This is a genomic window from Oleiphilus sp. HI0132 (assembly GCF_001635845.1).
The window spans coordinates 1-1,621 of record NZ_LWGJ01001718.1; the positions used below are offsets into that span (position 1 = coordinate 1).

The 1,621-nt window shown below is 44.7% G+C and carries 2 protein-coding genes and 1 pseudogene; 1 reads left to right on the plus strand and 2 read right to left on the minus strand.

Annotation, left to right across the window (positions count from 1 at the left end; genetic code table 11):
- Positions 1 to 810 (plus strand): annotated as a pseudogene (locus tag A3766_RS26275) (glucose-6-phosphate isomerase); the annotation flags it as partial.
- 2 nt (positions 811 to 812) lie between these two features.
- Here the strand turns inward: A3766_RS26275 and folK are convergent.
- Both folK and A3766_RS26285 read right to left on the minus strand, forming a co-directional pair.
- Complete coding sequence (gene folK / locus A3766_RS26280) at positions 813 to 1,331, minus strand: 2-amino-4-hydroxy-6-hydroxymethyldihydropteridine diphosphokinase (protein WP_068509996.1); 519 nt, start codon at positions 1,329 to 1,331, stop codon at positions 813 to 815.
- The coding region (locus A3766_RS26285) for a dihydroneopterin aldolase (RefSeq protein WP_068643289.1) at positions 1,324 to 1,621 on the minus strand (298 nt) is incomplete at its 5' end. The genes folK and A3766_RS26285, both read right to left, overlap by 8 nt.

The following is a 1,621-nucleotide window of genomic DNA, read 5'->3' on the forward strand; positions in this document are numbered from 1 at the left end:
TTTATGATTGGCAATGAGCACTTCGAAGCCTTGCTACAAGGCGCACACGAAATGGATGAGCATTTTATCTCAGCTCCCTTTGAGCAGAATATGCCAAGCCTGATGGCAATGCTAGGCATTTGGTACCACAGTTTCTTTGGCGCCGACTCACATGCCGTAATGCCTTATGATCAGTATCTGAGCTTTCTTCCTGATCACCTCCAGCAATTAGATATGGAGAGTAACGGCAAACACGTATCTACAAAAGGTAAAGCTCTTACTTACCATACAGGCCCTATAATATGGGGGGGTACTGGAACTAACGGCCAACATGCTTTCCACCAGTTATTGCATCAGGGCACTAAACTAATCCCATGTGACTTCATTGCTACGCTTGATACGCATCACCCATCAGGCTCTCATCATAAGATGTTATTGGCTAACTGCCTGAGCCAAACTCAAGCCTTGATGCAGGGGCGTAGTGAAAGGCAGGCTTTTCAAGAATTATTAAATAGGGGTTACGACGAACCCAAAGCCAAACTCATAGCCAAGCATATGGAGCACAAAGGTAATCAACCCAGTAATACCTTTCTTATTGAGAAAACGCTGCCAAAGAGCGTCGGTGCCCTAATTGCCGCCTACGAACATAAAGTTTTCGTTCAGGGTGTAATATGGGAGCTTAATTCTTTTGATCAGTGGGGAGTAGAGTTAGGTAAAAAGCTAGGTAACGAAGTACTCAAACAACTGGAAGACGCTGATTCCAACATTGCTGCAGATTCTTCTACTGCCGGTTTAATCGCTGAATACCACCGATTTCATGAAAACAAATAAGCTTAAGGCTTGAGAATAGCAGCAACTGAACTTGGATCAATTCGCCATACCTTTTGCTTCGCTTCGATTTCTACTTGCTTAAGCTGCCATAAGACTTGGTAGCTTAAGCCAGTTTTGCTATCGATATCATCCGGTGCTAACTCAGCCATCGGCCATAGAACAAAGCCATTGTAGTATAGCTCCGGCCTCGGGAGCTCAACTCCATCATGAAAACCTGTCAGTTGCCCGTAACTGACCACATCAATATCTAGCGTTCTTGGTGCAAAGTGTTTATCTCCGCGCAGGCGGCCGTGGCTATCTTCAATTGTTTTTAATGCCTTTATAACCTTGGGCAAGCTTAGCTCTGTTTCGATTGATACCGCCATGTTATAGAAACACGCACCGTCAAAACCAACCGGCTCACTTTCATAAATTGAAGACAAAGATAAGTCACCAAAGGTCCGTTTCAGGCTGCTCAGGCCCGAGCGAAAGTTCTGATCACGTTCAACATTTGAGCCCAGATTCAAGAATACCTTAGGCATGGCTATGCTGCTCTCGTGTTCGCTTCACTCTAACGCCAACTGATCTTGTGTTTGGAACTGCGCCAGGCTTACTTATTTTTAGTTCTATCGCGCTAATTGCAAAGCTATTAAATAGCGATGCGGCTATTTTGTCTGCTAGATACTCCAATAACTGATGGTGTTTGGCTAAGGTAATGCGCTCAATCTCCTGGCAAACCGCCACATAATCAATAGCATCTTCTATGGCATCTGATTCTGCTGCGGCTGAAAAGTCACACACTAGAGCAAGGTCAAACAACAATGTTTGCTTG

Excerpts from the sequence above, each read along its gene's own strand:
- folK (WP_068509996.1), bottom strand. The coding sequence starts at position 1,331 with ATGCCTAAGGTATTCTTGAATCTGGGCTCAAATGTTGAACGTGATCAG.